The following is a 16,811-nucleotide window of genomic DNA, read 5'->3' on the forward strand; positions in this document are numbered from 1 at the left end:
CATTCCGCCCGGTCAATCCGCCTTACTGAACCGATCATGCCAAACTGATGCCATGAGCACCGATCCGGCGCCGAAGTGGCGGCGACTCGAACCGGACGAACGCAAAGAGCAGATCTACGCCTGTGCGGCGCGACTGTTCGGCGAACGACCGTATTCGGAAGTGTCCACTTCGGACATCGCGGCCGAGGCAGGCGTGGCCCGCGGACTGATCAATCATTATTTCGGAACAAAAAGGGAGTTGTACCTCGAAATCGTTCGGCGTGCGCTTACTGTGCCGCGGATTGCGGTGCAGATTCTGCCGGACGGCCCGCTGGAAGTACGCGCGGACGCCGCCATCGACTGGCTGCTCGACATGGTGCGCGGGCAGGAGAAGCTGTGGCTCGCCGCGATCGCGCCGGAGGGCATCGGCCGCGATCCGGAGGTGGACCGGATCGTCGCCGAAGCCGACCGCGCGTCGGCGGACCGCGTCCTCGAGGCGGTCGGGCTGTCCCGCGACAGCGCGCACGGCGAGGAACTGAACGCCGCGGTGCGCGCGTTCGCCGGCATGGTGAAGGCGGCGGGCCGCGAATGGCTCGTGCACCGCTCGCTGGACCGGCGCCAGGTGCACACGCTGCTGACCATGTCGCTCGTGACCGTAGTCGGCCAGGTCTTCCCCGCGATCCAGCATCCGCCCCAGCACTGAAACACCGGAAGGAGAACCCCCGGCACCACGAGGGGGGAGGAAAGTGCCGGGGGCCCCTTCCGGAGGCGAGGCCCCCGGTAGCTGTCCACGCTACGCCGGGAAAGCGTCGAATCGGTGTCGGTCGGCGCAGCGGCGGCCCGACTTTTCACCACGACCACGCGGACGGCCCAGCGCGGCGGCCCCGGCGGAGCAATTTCGCGAATTTCAGCCCCGCAGCCCGGCCAATCGGCAGGCGAGCCCGTCGATGCAGCTGCGGATCGCGAAGTCGAACAGCCGCGGATGGTAGCCGGTCGCGGCCTCGGGATCGGAGAGCAGCTCCTGCATCGCGCGGCCGTGCGCGGCCATGCCGGGGAGGTCCTCGCGGTCGCGGAAGGACGCGTACTCCTCGGTGTTGTCCAGGCGCAATCCGAGGCTGCAGTCCCGGTCGTCCTCCAGCGCGACGTACTGGCACGCGGTGGTCGTGAGCATCGTGTAGGCGAGCGAGCTCTCGTCGCCGAAGCCCGCGTCCAGCAGGATCCGCACGCCGCGCTCCACCGTGGGCGTGGCCGCGGCCACCGACGGGCCGAACGACGCCATCCGGCGCGCCGTGCCCGGATGTTTGCGCAGCACCTCGCGCAGGCCGGTGAGCAGTTCGACGAACCAGTCCTGCCAGGCCAGGTTTTCGTCCGGCAGCCGCAGCTGGCCGACGACCCGGTCGAGCACCGCGCACACCACCGCGTCGCGATCGCCGACGTGGTGGTAGACGACGGCCGGGTACGCGCCGATCGCGGCGGCCAGCTGCCGCAGCGTCCAGTTCTCCAGGCCGCGTTCGACGGTGAGCTTCACCGCCGCGTCGACCACCTTCTTCGCGGTGACCGCGGGCAGCCCGGCCGCGGAACGGGACCGGGCGCGCTGTCCGGCACGCGGAGTCGGCATGCCGTGCACCGTAACCGGAGCCCCGCCGGCTCGGCCACACGCGGTTCCGCGCTGCGGCATGATCGGGGCATGCCACGCGCTCAGGCCAACGGCCTCGAACTCGAGTACGACACGTTCGGCGATCCGGCCGCCCCGCCGGTCGTGCTGGTGATGGGACTCGGCGCCCAGATGATCACCTGGGAGGAGGGGTTCTGCGAGCTGCTCGCGAGCCGGGGCTTCCACGTGGTGCGCTTCGACAACCGCGACGCGGGCCTGTCCACCTGGTTCGACGAACTCGGCACGCCGGACCTCGCCGGGATCATGGCGGGCACGGCCCCGGCGCCGTACCTGCTCTCGGACCTCGCCGACGACACCGTCGGCCTGTTCGACGCGCTCGGTTTCGCGAAAGCGCACCTCGTCGGCGCGTCGATGGGCGGGATGGTCGCGCAGCAGGTCGCGATCGACCATCCGGACCGGCTGCTGAGCCTGACGTCGATCATGTCGACGACCGGCGACCCCTCGGTCGGCCAGGTCTCGCCCGCCGCGTTGGAGACGCTGACCAGGCCGGCGCCGGAAACTCGCGAGGAGCAGATCGAGCAGAGCGTCGCGAACTACCGCGTGACGGGCTCGCCGGGTTATCCGGCCACCGAGGAATACCTGCGGCGCAAGGCAACCCGGAACTACGACCGGGCACGGCATCCGGTCGGGATGCAGCGGCAGGCCGCCGCCGTCGTCGCGTCGGGCGACCGTACTGAACGACTGCACGACGTCCGGGTGCCGACCGTCGTGCTGCACGGCGACTCCGACGTGATGATCGACGTCAGCGGCGGGAAGGCCACCGCGGCGGCGATCCCGGACGCGGAACTGGTCATCGTCCCGGGCATGGGACACGACCTGCCGGAGCCGCTGTGGCCGGAGATCGTGGCCGCGATCGTCCGCGCGGCTGCCCGGGCCTGACGAGGTCAAGAAGCCGTCAATAACGACCGCCGGGGCGTACGGAACTTGTCCGCGCGTCCAGTACTCCGCGCCCGCGCGGGGTGCCATGGGGCATGCGTACTGAAGAACGGCTGGCCGGCGGATTCGGTTTTCCGCTCGGTTGTGTGGCGGTGGTGGCGGCTGCGAGCGCGGCGAGGCTCGCCGCGGCGCATCCCGGTTTTGCCGTGGGGGCCGTCGGGCTCGCGGTCGGCGCAGTGGCAGTGCTCACGACTCCCCTCGCCGCGGCCGGGGTGGCGACGGTGGGGTGGGCGGTGCTGTCCGGCTTCGCGTACGGCCGGTCCGGGTCCCTGGTTTTCACCGCGGCGACCGGGTGGGCCGCGGCGATCTTGGCTGGTGCGGCGGGGTTCGGGCTGGTCGCCGGGGCCGGATGGCGGGCGGTTCAGCGGGTTCGCCCGGTCTTCGCGGAGGCTGTCGTGCCGGAGCCGCGGCAGGCTGCCGAATCGGGCCACCGCCGGGTGGCGTCACTCTGAAATGGCTCGCCAAGGTGCGCTAAGGGCGCCAGGCTGGCGGGGTATCACGTCGTCACCTTCGGAGGTCAGCCATGAGTGAAGCGCAACCGGCACCCAGCGACGGGGAGGGCGACGTCAAGCGGCAGTTCCGCGAGGCTCTGGAGCGGAAGCAAGCCAAGGCTCGGGAGGGGGCTGCCCACGAGAACGGCGGGCAGCAGAGCCAGCACGCGCACGGGCCTGCGGCCAACAAGCGGACTTTTCGGCGGAAGAGCGGCTGATTGCCGCTGTTCGGGGTGTGCGTGGGGCACCCCGAAGCTTGATTGTGCTGACGGTTCGGGGGTGCTTGTCAAGGCGGGAAAGATGCCTTGACAAGCACCCCCGAACCGCAGGGCGGCTTCGTATCAGGGTTGGGGGAAGGCTGGGTGCCCCCGGTGCTTGAGTGCAGCGGCTGCGGTTTGTTGCGCGGCTGCGGTGCGTGGTTGCTTTGAGCGGAGCGGCGTGCGGGGCTTGCGCCCCAATGTGGCATTGGGTGCATGTGACGCACCCAATGTGGCGTTCGGTGCGTCTGACGCACCCAATGCCACATTGGGGCGCATCCCGGGCGGCGACGGGCGGGTCGTGAGGGGAACCCTCAGGGACTCAGAGTCCCCTTGAACTGCGCCCCGGAAGTTGGACTGGGAATCCAGTTCCAGCTGTCCGGGGAGTGGTTCGTTGCATCCACGCAGTTCGTTGTCTGAGTGGCAGCGGGCGTCCGCTGTTGCGTTGTTCGAGGACGGGTATGGCGCGAAGGCCGTGGCGTCCCGGTTGGGGGTGTCGGCGGGTGCCGTGCGACGCTTGCGTGATCGTTGGAGGCTGCGGAGCGCGGGAGCGCTGATGGACAAGCCAGGCAGGCGGTCGTTCGCGTTCGAGTTCAAGCTGGAGGTCGTGCGCCGGTATGTCGGCGGCGAGGCGACCGCGGCCGAGCTGGCGCGCGAGCACGGGCTGTCCTCGCCCAAACTCGTGGAGAACTGGGCGCGGGCGTATCGGCGCGAGGGAGAGGACGCGTTGCGGCCCAAGCCGAAAGGCCGTCCGCCCGGTGTCGCGGACTCGCCGGGTCCCGGCGAGCTGGAGCGGTTGCGGGCGGAGAACCTGCGGCTGTCGGCGGAGAACGCCTACCTAAAAAAATTGCGGGCCTTGAGGGAGCAGGGGCGAGGGTGAAAACCCAGGCCGTCGCCGCCCTCAAGGCCGACTATCCGCTGCCGGTGCTGCTGGCGGTCGCGGGCCTGGCCCGGTCGACGTTCTTCTACCACCAGGCCCGGCCCGACCGGCCCGACCCGCACGCCGGGCTCAAGGCCGCGATCGCCGAGGCGTTCGAGGCCGCCCGCGGCCGCTACGGGCACCGGCGGATCCACACGGTCCTGGCCCGCGCCGGCTGGCGGGTGGCGAAGAAAACCGTGCTCGCGCTGATGAACGCCCTCGGCCTGGTCTGCCAGGTCCGGCGGCCGCGCCGGCGCCGGTCCTGGCCCGGCCGGCCCGGCACGGCCGCCGAGAACCTGCTCAACCGCGAGTTCGGCGCCGAGGCCCCGGACACCAAATGGGTCACCGACGTGACCGAGTTCCGCATCGGCGACCGCAAGGTCTACCTCTCGCCCGTGATCGACCTGTTCGACCGGTCCGTGATCGCCTACGCCTGCGGGCCGTCCCCGACGCTGGAGCTGACGAACTCCTCGCTGCGCGCCGCGATCGCGACCCTGCCCGCCGGAGCCCGCCCGCTGGTGCACTCCGACCAGGGCTTCCAGTACCGGCACGCCTCCTGGCGCTCCCTGCTCGCCGACGCCGGCCTGACCCAGTCGATGTCCCGGCGAGCCACCTGCCTGGACAACGCCGTCGCCGAGAACTTCTTCGGCCACCTCAAAGAAGAACTCTTCCACCACACCAAGTTCGACACCGTCGACACGTTCATCACGGCACTGCACGACTACATCGACTGGTACAACACCACCCGCATCTCCACCACGCTCCAAGGCCTGAGCCCGGCCGAATACCGGGCCCAGACCCTCGCCGCCTAACCTCTACATAACCAGTCCAACTTCCGGGGCCCAGTTCACCTAGGGTTCCCCTCACGGACGTCGCCGGAGTTACACCGTGAGGATCGAGCGCAGGCGGCCTACGTCGGACATCCGGCGTTCGGCCAGGCGGTCGGCAGCGGCGGCGGGCGGCACGCCGTCGGCCTTCGCCAGCTCGTACACCGCTTTCGCGGTGTCGAAGATGGCCGCGGTCTTGCGCTGGGCGCGGGCGAAGTCGAAGCCGTGGCGTTCGTCGTCCACCTGGATCACGCCGCCCGCGTTCACCAGGTAGTCCGGGGCGAACAGGATGCCCCGGTCGTCCAGGAGCTTGTCGACGCCGGGGTGGGCGAGCTGGTTGTTCGCCGCGCCGCACACGATCTGGGTGCGCAGGGCGGCCACGGTCTCGTCGGTGAGCACGCCGCCCATCGCGCACGGGGCGAAGACGTCCAGTTCGGTTCCGATCATGGTGTCCACATCGGACACCACCTCGACGTCGGGGTACGCCGCGCGGGTGCGTTCCACGGCGCTGGGCGCGACATCGGTGAGCACCACGCGCGCGCCGGCCTCCACGAGGTGGCCGACGAGGATGTGGCCCACCTTGCCCACGCCCGCGACGCCGACGCGGCGGCCGGTCAGTTCGGGCACGCCCCACACCTGGTCCGCGGACGCCCGCATTCCCTGGTACACGCCGAAAGCAGTGAGCACCGACGAGTCGCCCGCGCCGCCGTCCTCGGGGGAACGGCCGGTGACGTGCCGGGTCTCGCGGGCGACCACGTCCATGTCGCGGACGTACGTGCCCATGTCGCAGGCGGTGATGTAGCGGCCGCCGAGGGATTCCACGAAGCGGCCGTACGCGCGGAGAAGCGCTTCGGACTTCAGCGTGTTCGGGTCGCCGATGATGACGGCCTTGCCGCCGCCGAGGTCGAGGCCGGCGAGGGCGTTCTTGTACGCCATTCCCTTGGAGAGCGCCAGAACGTCGTCGAGCGCGGCGTCCTCAGTGGCGTACGGGTAGAACCGGGTGCCGCCGAGGGCCGGGCCCAAAGCGGTGGAGTAGATGCCGATGATGGCTTTCAGCCCGCTGGCCTCGTCGTGGCAGAACACGACTTGTTCATGGCCGCTGTGCCGGCCGAACACGCCTTCGGTCACGGTGGTGACTCCTTTGTCTCCCACGCGGCTCGTGGCCGCGCAAATGTGTGAACGGTGCGCACCGGGGAACGGGGGTTGCCCGTTCCGCAGTGCACACCGTCAACCTACTTCGCCGTTCTCCGGGCCACCACCCGCATCCCGGGAGCTTCACCCCAGATCCGCGACAGCTTCCCGAAGGGTGGAAATCGCGGTCTCCAGCTGTTCATCCGACAGGTACGGCGCGGGTCCGAACCGGAGGTAGTGGCCCCGGCTGTCAGTCCGCACGCCGCGCGCGGCCAGGCGTTCGCACAGTTGCCCGGCGACCGGGCTGCGCAGCGAGAGGAAACCGCCGATGCCGTCGAGCGGGGTCTCGCGATCGCGGGTGACGACGTCGTCCGGAAGGCCGAGACTGTCGAAACAGCTGGCCAGCAGACCGACCTGGTGCTGCGACACCTCGCGCAGGAACTCGGCGGTGAGTCCTTGCTCGGCGAAGAACTGCTGCACGCGTACGCCGCGATAGTGGCTCGACGGGTCGTACGTGGCTCCGGCGAAGCGGTCGCCGCCGGGTGCGTACGCGACTTCGTCCGGTCGGCGTTCGTCGGCGAGGGCGCCGAATTCCGCGTACCAGCCGGTAATCACCGGACGCAGTTCCTGGGCGTGCGCGGGCAGGCGCAGGAAGCAGTTGCCCTCGCCGAGCTGCAGGTACTTGTAGCCGCCGCCGAGCACCCACGCGTTGGTGAGGCCGAGGTCGTGCAACGGGAACGGGACCGCGCCGACCGCGTGGTAGGCGTCAACGACCAGTTCGACCGAGCGGCTCCGGCAGGTATCAGCCAGATGAGCGAGGCCCGGCACGATCCACGACGTCTCGAACAGCACTGCCGACGTGAGCACCGCGGCAGTGCGGTCGTCGACCTGCTCGGCGAGCCGTTCCGCCAAGGTCGCGACCGGCGCGGCGGGCACGCGGACGACCTCGACGCCTTCCTCGGCCAACCGGGTGAGCTGGCGGCGCAGAGTGTGGAACTCTCCGTCCGTGGTCACCAGACGCGGCCGCTTCCGCAGTTCGATCGCGGACAGGAACCGCAGCACGAGTTCGTGCGTGTTCTGGCCGAGCGCGTAGTCGCCGTGCGGATCGGACAGCCACTGCCGGAACCCGTTCCGCAGCTCGTCGGCCTTCGCGAACGCCCGGCCCCACTTCTCGTCCACCTCCTCCGCGGCGTCGGCGAACGCTTCGCGCAGGCCCTCTTCGGCGACATCCGGCCAAGCCTGGTGCGAATGCGCCGACAGCAGCAACCGGTCGGCGACGCGGAACCGCGAGTAGTGCGGAGCGAGCGCGTTTTCCTTGGCGCGCAAGGATTCCACAGTGGTCACAGCCGGCTCCGGACGGCCCACAGGTCCGGGAACATCGGGTTGAACAGCGTCGTGCGCAGGTAGGTCGCGCCGGACGAACCGCCGGTGCCGGTCTTGTCGCCGATCGTGCGTTCGACCATTTTCACGTGCCGGTAGCGCCATTCCTGCAGGCCCTCGTCGAGGTCGACCAGCGCCTCGGCGAGCACCGACGGGCCGCCGTCGTCCTCGTAGACCTTCAGCAGCACTTCCTGCAGCTCCGGCGACGGCTCCAGCGGACGGGTCACGTCGCGATCGGTGGCGACCGGGTAGCCCTTTCCGGACAGATACGTCAGGAACGAGTCGAACACCGACGGGCGGCGCATCGCGTCGGCGATCCGGGTGCGCTGCTCGCCGCCGTCCGGGTAGTGCGCGAAGACGCGCTCGTCGCGGCGGCCGAGCACCGCCTCCAGCTCGCGGAACTGGCCGGACTGGAAGCCGCTGGAGGCGTCGAGGCGGGCGCGGAAGCTGGTGAACTGGCTGGGCGTCATGGTCTCCAGCACGTCGATCTGCGCGACCACGACCTTCAGCACGGTCAGGATGCGGCGCAGCGTGCGGATCGAATGCGCGGTGTTGCCCGCCTCCAGGTTCTCCTGCAGGAACGCGGCCTCGTGCAGGATCTGCTTGAACCACAGCTCGTAGACCTGGTGGATCACGATGAACAGCAGTTCGTCGTGTTCGTCCGAGCGCGGGCGCTGCGCGCTGAGCACCTCGTCGAGCGCCAGATAGGACGTGTAGCTGAGCGCGGCCTGGGTGTCGTCGGTTCCGGTCATCGGGTTCCTCATCTCGTGGACAGGGTTCGGTCGAAGTGGCGCTGCGCGGGTGGCGCGAGCGCCGAATACAGGTCGTGGAACAGCTTGACCGCGGCGGCCCGCGTGCCCGGCGCGGGGATCAGCTCGGACGGCAGTTCCGGGTCCAGCGAAGGGAATTCGCGATACGTGTGCACCAGGCGGGTGCGCACCGCGAACGCTTCCGGGTCGCCGAGCCCGCGCGGCGTGCCGCCGAATTCGGCGACGAACGCGGCGTACCGGGCGGACAGTCCGTCGAGGTCCCAGGCCCGTCCGGCGAGCCGGCGCACGTCGAGCGCGGCCGACGGGGTGCCGAGCATCAGCCCGGCGTATTCGGCGACTTCGAGTTCGCTCAGCAGGGCGAGCACCTCGGCCTCGCGGTCGTGCGGGGCGAGCCAGGTGCCGTCCTGGACCGGGCCGAACCCGAGGAACCGCAGCCGCCGGACCAGCCGTTCGCGGGATTTCCGGCGGGTCTCCGGGATGTTCTGCCACAGCACGGTCCAGGTCCCGGCCGGTTCGTCCCGGCGGCCGAGACCGAAGATCCGCCGGTCGCCGTCGTCGAGCAGGGCGACCGTGCGCGAGGTCAGCGAGTAGTGCACCAGCCTGCCCTCGCGGTGCCGGGACAGCAGGCCGCGGCGCACCAGCCGGGTCAGCGCGATCCGGGCCGCGCCGTCGGAGAACCCCAGCTCGTGCAGCAGGGCGACAAGCCCGCCGGACCACACGCGCCTGCTCTCGCGCGGGCGCACGTAGCTGCCCAGCAGCGTCATCACGAGCTCCTGGGGCGTGCGGGCGGGTTCGGTGTCGGGCACGAGGCAACTCTATACACCTCAGCCCGCTGCAGTGTAGCTTTCGGGAGTGAGCAGTTTTTCCGACCGAGTCGTCGTGGTCACCGGCGGCACCCGCGGCATCGGCGCGGCCGTCGCCGAGCGGTTCCGCGAGGCCGGCGCGACCGTGCACTCCCCCGGCCGCGCCGAATGCGAAGTGACCGACGAAGCCGCCGTCCGCGCGTATTTCGCCCAGCTCGGACCGGTCGACGTGCTGGTCAACAACGCTGGCGTGTCCTCCAGTGCGCCGCTCGCGAAAACGGGTCTCGACGACTGGCGCGGCCAGTTCGAGGTAAACGCGACCGGCGGGTTCCTGTGCACTCGCGCGGTGCTGCCAGGGATGCGCGAGCGCGACTTCGGGCGGATCGTCACGGTCGCGTCGACCGCCGGTTTGGCCGGCGCGCGCTACACCTCCGGCTACACCGCGTCGAAGCACGCGGCGGTCGGCTTGATGCGCGCGGTGGCGGCGGAAGTGGCCGGCACGGGCGTCACGTCGAACGCGGTGTGCCCGTCGTTCGTGCGCACCGACATGACCGCGACGTCGGTCGCCCGGATCCGCGAGCGCACCGGCCGCGACGAGGCCGACGCGGAAGCCGCGCTCGCCGCCGCCTCCCCGCTCGGACGGCTGCTCGAACCCGGCGAAATCGCGTACGCCGTGGAGTTTTTCGCCGCCCCGGAGGCGGCCGCGATCAACGGACAGACCCTCGTACTCGACGGTGGAGGAATCCAGAAATGAGCCCGTTCCGCGCCAGCGTCCCGCTCACGAAATCGTGGGAGCACTTCGAGTTCACGGTGGACGACGGGGTCGCGACGGTGACCTTCGACCGTCCGGAAAAGCTCAACGCGCTCACCTTCGACGTCTACGCCGACCTGCGCGACCTCGTCGCCGAACTGCCGCACCGCGGCGACGTCAGGGTGCTCGTGCTCACCGGGAAGGGCCGCGGGTTCTGCTCGGGCGGCGACGTCGAGGAAATCATCGGCGAACTGCAGAAAATGGACACCGCGGAACTGCTCGAATTCACCCGGATGACCGGCGCGGTGGTGAAAGCCATGCGCGAGACGCCGATCCCGATCATCGCGGCGATCAACGGCGTCGCGGCCGGTGCCGGGTCAGTCCTCGCGCTGGCGAGCGATTTCCGGCTGCTGGCCGAATCGGCGAAGTTCGCGTTTCTGTTCACGAAGGTCGGCCTGGCGGGCGCGGACATGGGTTCGGCGTACTTGCTGCCGCGCCTGGTCGGCCTCGGCCGCGCGACGGAACTGCTGATGCTGGGCGACAAACTCCCCGCCGCGCGCGCCGAAGCGATCGGGCTGGCGAACCGGGTCGTGCCGGACGCCGAACTGGCCGACGAGGCCGCCGCACTGGCCCGCCGCCTCGCGGACGGCCCGGCGCTGGCGTACTCCACCACGAAGGTGCTGCTGACCCGCGAACTCGACAGCGACCTGGGCAGCTCGATCGAACTGGAAGCCATCACGCAGGCGTTGCTGATGACGGCCAAGGACCACAAGGAGTTCTACGCCGCTTGGGCCGCCGGTCGCAGTCCACAGTGGACCGGCCGCTGACCGCCCGCTGATCGTCCGCTGATCGTCCGTGAGGGGAACCCTGAGGGACTCTGAGTCCCTCAGGGTTCCCCTCACGGACAGCTAGAGGTCGGTGTAGGCGATCGCGTTTTCTTCCAGCGAGCCGAACCACAGGCGGCCGTGGTATTCGCGGATGCCCACCAGCAGGTGGAATCCCGGGATCTCCCCGCGCAATTCCCGCACCACCGAGCCCTCCGGCGTGACGGCGACCGCGCCCACCCGGCGGTTCGGGGCGGGCTGCACCGCGTCCGGCAGAGCGCGCACGGCCGCCCGGACCGCGCGGGGCAGGCGGCGCACGACGTCGAGGGCGCGCAGCCGCGGGCTCGCCTCGGTGATCCAGATCAGTCCGTCCGAACCGGTTGAGATGTTGTCCGGGAAGCCGGGCAGGTCGTCGATCAGGAGGTCGCGGTCGCCCGCGCGCGGGCCGGTCAGCCAGATCCGGCTGACCCGGCACGCGCCGGTTTCGGCGACCGCCACGAAGGATTCGTCCGGCGGCAGCGCGACGCCGTTCGCGAACTGGAGGCCGTCGGCGAGCAGGTCGATGCGGCCGTCCGGCGTGCGGCGCAGCAGCCGTCCGCCCGCGGTTTGTTCGATGAGGTCGTCGCGCCAGTTGTCGATGCCGAAGCGGCGCGAGGAATCGGTGAAGTAGACCGTGCCGTCGGCGGCGACCGCGGCGTTGTTGCAGAACACGAAGTCGAGCCCGGCCCCGGACGTCGCGAGGGTCGTCGGCTCGCCGCCGGCCAGCGGCATGGTCAGCAAACCGGCGCGGGCGTCGCAGATCAGCAGTTCGCCGTCGCCGTACAGCTCCAGCCCGAGCGGGCGGCCGCCGGTGTCGCCGATCAGGTCGATCCGCCGTCCGTCCGGCGAAACGCGCAGGATCCGGCCGTCGTCGACGCCGGTGTAGACCCGGCCCTCGGCGTCCACGACCACGTCTTCCGGACCGTGCCCGTTCACCGGCACGATCGCGACCTCGCCGAACCGCACGCCGGCCTCCTACCGGTAGCTGAGCAGCCGCGCGTTCTCGCCTTCGAGATGCGGATGCTCGTTGAAGGACAGCAGAGTCACGCCGCCGCGCCCGGACGTCAGCTTCGTGATCCCGGTGTTCACCGTGACGCGGTTCAGCTTCAGCAGCCCGGGACCGGGCGTGCCCAGCAACGACCCGGCCACCGCGCCCAGCACGCCGCCGGAGGTGAACACGAGCCCGTTCTCGCCCTTGCCCAGCGAACCGGCCAGCTCGGCCAGCGCCGCCGTGCAGCGGCCGAGGAAAACCGGCCAGCTTTCCGTGCACGGGCCGGTGTCGCCGGAGTCGACCCACGCGGTCAGCGCGGCGTCGAGCAGCCGCTGGTACTCGCGTGAATCCTGTTGCGGCGCACCGCCCGCGTGGTGCCGCGCGATGTCGACGTGGTCGTATTCGTTCCAGCGTTCGTCCTCGATCACCGGGACGTCGCAGCCGAGGGCCTTCAACGCCGTCGCCGCGGTGTCCCGCTGGCGGGCCAGCGTTCCCGAGCGCACCTGCGCGAACTCGACCCCGCGCCGCTTCAGCTCCGCACCGACCAATGTGGACTGTTCGAAACCCAGCGGCGACAACGCGTCGTAATCGGCCGCGCCGAACGACGCCTGCCCGTGCCGGATCAGGTAAATCGCACCCATTCACGCCGTCCCGTCAGGAGAACTTCCGCAGCAACCGGCCAGGGGCCAAGCGTACCGCGAGGCTCAGCGGCACCCAGGGCCACGAAGGCACGTACGCGCGCTTCGGTTCCGCTTCGATCGCCTTGACCAAGGCGTGTGCACCGGCTTCGGCCGACACCATCAGCGGATTGCGCTTGGTAGAGCGCGCGGTCATCTCGGAGCTGATGTAGCCGGGACGGACGTCGGTGACCGTGACGCCGTGGCTGCTCAGTTCCAGCCGCGCGCCGTCCGTGAACGCGGAGATCCCGGCCTTCGACGCGGAGTACGCGGTGAGATTCCCGGGGAAACCGCGCAGCGCCATGAACGACGAGATCACCGCTAGATGCCCGGCGCGCTGCTCGCGGAAGATGCCCGCCGCCGCCTCGATCTGGGCCACCGCGCCGACGAGATTGGTCTCGAGGGTCTGCCGGTTGGCGTCGAACCGGCCCGCGCCGACCGGCTGGCCCTTGCCGAGCCCGGCGTTGACGATCACGCGGTCGAGCCTGCCGAGTTCCGACCGGAATTCCTCGAACACCGCGAAGACCCGGTCGTGGTCGGTGACGTCGAGCGCACGCGTGACGACGGTGATCCCCGGGTACGCGGCGCGCAGCTCCGCGGCCAGGTCGTCGAGCCGTTCGGTGCGCCGGGCGCACAGCGCGAGATTGCGGCCGCGAGCGGCGAACTGCCGGGCCATTCCCTCGCCGAGACCGGAGCTGGCTCCGGTGATCAGGATGTTCTGCCGCAAGACCATGCCCCGGAGCCTACCCGCTGGTAACCCAGCGGGCGGCCCCGCGGCTCACCGGGCCGCCCACCTCCGGTCCGCGCGTTCCCGGCTGCCGGGAATCAGCCGGAACAGAAGTTTCGGCACGGCCCCGAAGAAGTAGTAGGTCTTGCCGTCGATCTCGAGCGAGTGCTGCGGCTTGCCCGCGGGTGCTTTGCTCGCGGGCCCGAGGCTCAGCGCGAACGCGCATTTTCCGTCGAATTCCGGCTCGGCCATCTCACGCCCCCGGCTGCGGAAGGATTTCCAGCACGTCGATCGTGCCGACCTCGGCGTGCGGGTGGCCTTTGAGAAGGCTCCGCACCGCGTCCGCCGAATCGGCCCGCAGGATCGAGTACCCGCCGATCGTGCCGTCGCCGCCCGCGGTGGGCGCTCCCCCGTCCACCACGGCGTCGCCCGCTTTGGCGAACCACGCCAGCCAAGCCCGCATGCCGGCCGCCTGGTCCTCCGGCGACGCCTGGGCCATGCGCTCCGCGGCCGACTGGTCGGCGCGGTAAAGCAGAAGGAATTTCGCCATTTCGATCACCTGCGATCGAGGGAAACCGCCCCGCTGACGGGGATCGCGCTCATGGTCTGCCGCTTCGGCCGCCGGCGCAAGTCAGCGAGGATGACCGGTGGCCCGGCCTCTGGGGGCATGCCGGGCCACCGGTTCCGGGCGCGGCCGCCGGCCGGGCGCGGGGCGCGGTCCGCGCTGCCGGGGCCGAGGCACCGGGACGCGCCGGGGGCGGCGCGTTCCGTCCTGGCCATGGAATCGCGACCGCGCAGGTCACGGCAATGGTTGCCAGTTGCCAGTACTAGCCCGTTCGTCCGAATGGTACGGCGGTACAACCTGGTCGGGCGGCTGCTACCGTGCCTGTGTCGGGCTCGGCACGGTCGGTTACCAGCGGGGGCGGGCGGGGGACATGACGCAGCGGCAGGCGGAAGACCACGCCGGTCCGGACACCGACGGAGGTGCCCGGACCGCGTTCGCGAGCGCGCTGCGCGCCGCGATCGGGGCCAGCGGGCTTTCCCTGGACCGGATCCAGGCCCGGCTGCGCGCGCGAGGCGCGGCGGTCAGCGTCACCGCGCTCAGTTATTGGCAGTCCGGCAAACGCCAGCCGGAACGGGCCGGATCGCTGTCGGCGGTGCGGGTGCTGGAAGAAATCCTCGACGTCCCCGACGGAGCCCTGCTCGGCCTGCTGCCGCCGCCCCGTCCGCGCGGCGCGAGCAGACGCGACCGGGCGGGCGAGGAACCGGTCACGTTCACCCGCGAGATCCTGCAGCCGCTGCTGGACCGCGTCGGCGCGCCGGACGCACTGGACCAGCAGCACCAGCTGAAGCTCATCGGCCTGCACGACCGCTGCGACATCGCGGCCGACGGCGGCCAGCGCTCGGTCACCTCGCGCGCGGTGTTCCAGTCCGGTGCGGACGGTCAGGACCGCTGGCTGCTGGTGTACGCACAGGGCGACGCGACGGCGGTGCCCGAGCTGCAGCCGGTGCGCAACTGCCGCGTCGGACGCGCCGAAGTGGACGACGACCACGGCATCCTGGTCGCCGAACTGCTCTTCGACCGCGCGCTGGAACGCGGCGAAACGCACCTCATCGAGTACACCCTGCGCAACTCCGGCCCGCCGTATCCGCAGTGCCGCGCCACGCACTACCGGGAATTCCGCCGCCCGGTCCGCGAGTACCTGCTGGAGGTCCGCTTCGACCCGACCGCGGTGCCCGCTCGCTGCTGGCAATACGCGAACGCCACCGACGAAGCCCCGGCCCGCCGCCGGCTGCGGCTCGACAGCGGCAACGGCGTGCACGCGATCGCCTTGGATTTCGGACCGGGGATTTTCGGCATCGGCTGGGGTTCGTGAATCCGGCTGCCGGGCGTCTTTGCGTGACCGCGCTCAGCTCAGCTTGGTCCGCAGCACTTTCCCGGTCGCGTTGCGCGGCAGCTCGTCCAGGAACTCCACATCCCGCGGCACCTTGTAGCGCGCCAGATTCGCCTTCACGTACTCGCGCACGCCGTCCTCGTCCAATGTCGAGCCCTCGGCCCGCACCACGAAGGCCTTGAGCCGCTCGCCAAAGTCCGCGTCCTCGACTCCGATCACCGCCGCCTCGAGGACGTCTTCGCGCTCCACCAAGAGGTTTTCCACCTCGATCGGGAAGACGTTCTCGCCGCCGGAGACGATCATTTCGTCGTCGCGGCCGTCGATGAACAGCAGACCTTCCTCGTCGAAGTGGCCGACGTCGCCGCTGGACAGCAGACCGTCGATGATCTCCTTGTTGCGGCCGTCGGTGTAGCCGCCGAAGCTGAGCCCGCTGCCTACGAACACCCGCCCGGTCACGTGCGGTTCGGTGATCTTGCCGCCGTGTTCGTCGTACAGCGCGACGCGGCAGCCGACCGGCGCGCGGCCGACCGTGCCCGGCGCGCGCTTCCAGTCCTCCGGCGTCGCGACCGTCGCCACCGCGACTTCCGTGGAGCCGTACAGGTTGTGCACGACGTCGCCGAATTGCTCGTTCGCCCGGTTGCCGAGATCCGGCGACAACGCGGACCCGGCGACGAAAATGATCCGCAGGCACGACGTGTCGTACCGGTCGCGGACCTCCTTCGGCAGGTCGACGATCCGCTGCAGCATCGTCGGCACCAGCACGAGCGCGGTGCACCGATGCTGGGCGACGCCCTTCAGCGTGGCCTCCGGGTCGAACTTCCGGCGCATCACCACCGTGCAGCCGAGCGCGAAGCTGAGGATGAACTGCGACAGCCCGGTGCCGTGGAACAGCGGCGCGCCCATGAAGGTCGCTTCGCCGGCGCGCAGCGGGATGCGGTCCAGGAACTGCGCCGACGCCAGCGCGGACGTGTGCGGTCGCGGCGCTCCCTTGGGAGTGCCGGTGGTTCCGCTGGTGAGCAGCACGAAACCGCCGGGTTTGGCGGGCGCGGGCAGCGGGCGGTCGTCGGTGCTGGCGATGATCTCGGCGAGCACCGGGATCTCGTGCCCGCCCGGTTCGTCCACCCAGGCCAGGTAGCGGTCGACGTCCTCGTCGATCGCGTCGAGCAGGCCGGTGAACTCCTGGTCGTAGACGAGCGCGGTGACGCCCTCGCGCTTGGCGACGTCGGCGAACTGCGGTTTGGCGAACCCGGTGTTCATCAGCAGCAGCCGCGCGCCGAGCTTGCCCGAGGCGGCCATCGTGACCACGAGCCCGCGGTGGTCGCGGCACAGCGCGGCGATCACCGAACCCGGCCCGAGCCCGCGCTGCGACCAGGCCCGAGCGAGCGCGTTGGACTGGTCGTCGAGCTGCTTGAACGTGAGCGGGCCGAGGTCGTCGACGATCCCGACGGCCGTCGAATCGCGCCGGGCCGCGATGTGGTTCGCGCCGGCGAACGGGCCGTACTTGCGGATCGCGACGAGGGACCGCAGCCCCTCGTCGAGGCGGGGAAACGGCACCAGCCCGGCGCGGCGCATCACCTCGACGCTGCGCACGGTCTCGGTCAGCTTCCCGGCCACCTGGCCGGCCAGCTCGGCCACACTCATCCGGGCACCTCCATTGCTGCGGCGGGAGCGCCCACGCCGACGGCCTCCGTACCGTCGGTATGGGGGTTACTCGACAGTAAAGCAAGGCCCGGCCGCGC

General features: G+C 70.6%; 20 protein-coding genes and 1 pseudogene. 10 read left to right on the plus strand and 11 right to left on the minus strand.

What is annotated here, in order from left to right:
- The first annotated feature begins 52 nt into the window (after nt 1-52).
- Complete coding sequence (locus CU254_RS28075; protein WP_037715077.1) at nt 53-682, plus strand: TetR/AcrR family transcriptional regulator; 630 nt, start codon at nt 53-55, stop codon at nt 680-682.
- A gap of 204 nt (nt 683-886) precedes the next feature.
- On the opposite strand, the gene CU254_RS28080 is transcribed toward CU254_RS28075, so the two are convergent.
- Complete coding sequence (locus tag CU254_RS28080) at nt 887-1,597, minus strand: TetR/AcrR family transcriptional regulator (RefSeq protein ID WP_009081480.1); 711 nt, start codon at nt 1,595-1,597, stop codon at nt 887-889.
- Between the two features lie 69 nt (nt 1,598-1,666).
- Here CU254_RS28080 and CU254_RS28085 point away from each other — a divergent pair, with 69 nt between their 5' ends.
- From CU254_RS28085 to CU254_RS28105, 6 genes and pseudogenes are all read left to right on the plus strand, one after another.
- Nucleotides 1,667-2,533, plus strand: coding sequence for an alpha/beta fold hydrolase (locus CU254_RS28085; RefSeq protein WP_009081481.1), 867 nt, complete (start codon nt 1,667-1,669; stop codon nt 2,531-2,533).
- Nucleotides 2,534-2,625: 92 nt separating this feature from the next.
- Nucleotides 2,626-3,042: a hypothetical protein gene (locus CU254_RS28090; RefSeq protein WP_009081482.1), complete on the plus strand. Its 417-nt coding sequence runs from the start codon at nt 2,626-2,628 to the stop codon at nt 3,040-3,042.
- 71 nt (nt 3,043-3,113) lie between these two features.
- Nucleotides 3,114-3,299 (plus strand): DUF5302 domain-containing protein, encoded by a 186-nt coding sequence (locus tag CU254_RS28095; RefSeq protein ID WP_078560919.1) that lies wholly within the window; start codon nt 3,114-3,116, stop codon nt 3,297-3,299.
- A gap of 484 nt (nt 3,300-3,783) precedes the next feature.
- A pseudogene (locus CU254_RS45045) lies at nt 3,784-3,855 on the plus strand (hypothetical protein); the annotation flags it as partial.
- Nucleotides 3,856-3,894: 39 nt separating this feature from the next.
- A complete protein-coding gene (locus CU254_RS44380; RefSeq protein ID WP_234392755.1) occupies nt 3,895-4,218 on the plus strand; it encodes a helix-turn-helix domain-containing protein in 324 nt (107 codons plus the stop codon).
- On the plus strand, nt 4,215-5,069 hold the full coding sequence (locus CU254_RS28105; protein ID WP_009077419.1) for an IS3 family transposase: 855 nt from the start codon (nt 4,215-4,217) through the stop codon (nt 5,067-5,069). Before CU254_RS44380 ends, CU254_RS28105 begins: the two co-directional genes overlap by 4 nt.
- 69 nt (nt 5,070-5,138) lie before the next feature.
- On the opposite strand, the gene CU254_RS28110 is transcribed toward CU254_RS28105, so the two are convergent.
- The 4 genes from CU254_RS28110 to CU254_RS28125 all read right to left on the minus strand — a co-directional run bounded on the left by CU254_RS28110 (nt 5,139) and on the right by CU254_RS28125 (nt 9,129).
- Nucleotides 5,139-6,212 (minus strand): Glu/Leu/Phe/Val dehydrogenase dimerization domain-containing protein, encoded by a 1,074-nt coding sequence (locus tag CU254_RS28110; protein ID WP_037715079.1) that lies wholly within the window; start codon nt 6,210-6,212, stop codon nt 5,139-5,141.
- A 147-nt stretch (nt 6,213-6,359) separates the two neighbouring features.
- Complete coding sequence (locus tag CU254_RS28115) at nt 6,360-7,559, minus strand: kynureninase (RefSeq protein WP_037715081.1); 1,200 nt, start codon at nt 7,557-7,559, stop codon at nt 6,360-6,362.
- Nucleotides 7,556-8,347 carry a tryptophan 2,3-dioxygenase gene (locus CU254_RS28120; protein ID WP_009081488.1) on the minus strand — a complete coding sequence of 264 codons (792 nt, stop codon included), beginning with the start codon at nt 8,345-8,347 and terminating at the stop codon, nt 7,556-7,558. The genes CU254_RS28115 and CU254_RS28120 overlap by 4 nt, the downstream gene beginning before the upstream one ends.
- Nucleotides 8,348-8,355: 8 nt before the next feature.
- A complete protein-coding gene (locus CU254_RS28125; protein WP_050788482.1) occupies nt 8,356-9,129 on the minus strand; it encodes a PaaX family transcriptional regulator C-terminal domain-containing protein in 774 nt (257 codons plus the stop codon).
- A gap of 88 nt (nt 9,130-9,217) precedes the next feature.
- On the opposite strand from CU254_RS28125, the gene CU254_RS28130 reads away from it, so the two are divergent.
- Complete coding sequence (locus tag CU254_RS28130; protein WP_009081490.1) at nt 9,218-9,922, plus strand: SDR family NAD(P)-dependent oxidoreductase; 705 nt, start codon at nt 9,218-9,220, stop codon at nt 9,920-9,922.
- Nucleotides 9,919-10,746: an enoyl-CoA hydratase family protein gene (locus CU254_RS28135; RefSeq protein ID WP_009081491.1), complete on the plus strand. Its 828-nt coding sequence runs from the start codon at nt 9,919-9,921 to the stop codon at nt 10,744-10,746. Before CU254_RS28130 ends, CU254_RS28135 begins: the two co-directional genes overlap by 4 nt.
- A gap of 81 nt (nt 10,747-10,827) precedes the next feature.
- Here the strand turns inward: CU254_RS28135 and CU254_RS28140 are convergent, their stop codons facing one another.
- The 5 genes from CU254_RS28140 to CU254_RS28160 are packed head-to-tail and all read right to left on the minus strand — an operon-like array spanning nt 10,828 to nt 13,727.
- Nucleotides 10,828-11,748, minus strand: a complete 921-nt coding sequence (locus CU254_RS28140; RefSeq protein ID WP_009081492.1) for an SMP-30/gluconolactonase/LRE family protein — start codon at nt 11,746-11,748, stop codon at nt 10,828-10,830.
- A 9-nt stretch (nt 11,749-11,757) separates the two neighbouring features.
- Complete coding sequence (locus CU254_RS28145; protein ID WP_009081493.1) at nt 11,758-12,414, minus strand: histidine phosphatase family protein; 657 nt, start codon at nt 12,412-12,414, stop codon at nt 11,758-11,760.
- A 13-nt stretch (nt 12,415-12,427) separates the two neighbouring features.
- Nucleotides 12,428-13,183 (minus strand): SDR family oxidoreductase, encoded by a 756-nt coding sequence (locus tag CU254_RS28150; protein WP_009081494.1) that lies wholly within the window; start codon nt 13,181-13,183, stop codon nt 12,428-12,430.
- 45 nt (nt 13,184-13,228) lie between these two features.
- Nucleotides 13,229-13,429, minus strand: a complete 201-nt coding sequence (locus tag CU254_RS28155; RefSeq protein WP_009081495.1) for a hypothetical protein — start codon at nt 13,427-13,429, stop codon at nt 13,229-13,231.
- 1 nt (nt 13,430) lies between these two features.
- Nucleotides 13,431-13,727: a YciI family protein gene (locus CU254_RS28160; RefSeq protein ID WP_100266902.1), complete on the minus strand. Its 297-nt coding sequence runs from the start codon at nt 13,725-13,727 to the stop codon at nt 13,431-13,433.
- A 385-nt stretch (nt 13,728-14,112) separates the two neighbouring features.
- On the opposite strand from CU254_RS28160, the gene CU254_RS28165 reads away from it, so the two are divergent.
- Complete coding sequence (locus CU254_RS28165) at nt 14,113-15,054, plus strand: hypothetical protein (protein ID WP_037715083.1); 942 nt, start codon at nt 14,113-14,115, stop codon at nt 15,052-15,054.
- Between the two features lie 33 nt (nt 15,055-15,087).
- On the opposite strand, the gene CU254_RS28170 is transcribed toward CU254_RS28165, so the two are convergent.
- The gene (locus CU254_RS28170) at nt 15,088-16,713 is read right to left on the minus strand and encodes an acyl-CoA synthetase (protein WP_009081498.1); all 1,626 of its coding nucleotides are present in this window, start codon (nt 16,711-16,713) and stop codon (nt 15,088-15,090) included.
- Between the last annotated feature and the right edge of the window lie 98 nt (nt 16,714-16,811).

The organism is Amycolatopsis sp. AA4 (assembly GCF_002796545.1).
Taxonomy (GTDB): domain Bacteria; phylum Actinomycetota; class Actinomycetes; order Mycobacteriales; family Pseudonocardiaceae; genus Amycolatopsis.